Genomic DNA, 203 nt, shown 5'->3' with positions numbered 1-203 from the left:
TCGAGTACAGCGCGCTCGGACAGGTTCAGCAGGAGCTCGCCGGCAACGGCATGCGCACCGTTTCCAGTTATGACCCGGCCGATGGGCATCTGCTGTCGCTGGCCAATCAAGGCCCGGACGGCGTGTTTTTGCAAAACCTGAGCTACCGCTATGACCCGGCGGGCAACATCACCGAAATCACCGACGCCGCGTTACCGATCCAG

The 203-nt window shown here is 62.1% G+C and carries 1 protein-coding gene; it reads left to right on the top strand.

What is annotated here, in order from left to right; genetic code table 11:
- A partial coding sequence (locus ACM6I5_RS22255; RefSeq protein WP_414884734.1) for a hypothetical protein occupies positions 1-203 on the top strand: 203 nt, incomplete at both ends.

The organism is Pseudomonas sp. IT-P171 (genome assembly GCF_949767765.1).
In the GTDB taxonomy this organism is placed as follows: Bacteria; Pseudomonadota; Gammaproteobacteria; order Pseudomonadales; family Pseudomonadaceae; genus Aquipseudomonas; species Aquipseudomonas fluorescens_B.
Note: the sequence above shows the minus strand (reverse complement) of the source record. Positions and strands in the feature narration are given on the sequence as shown.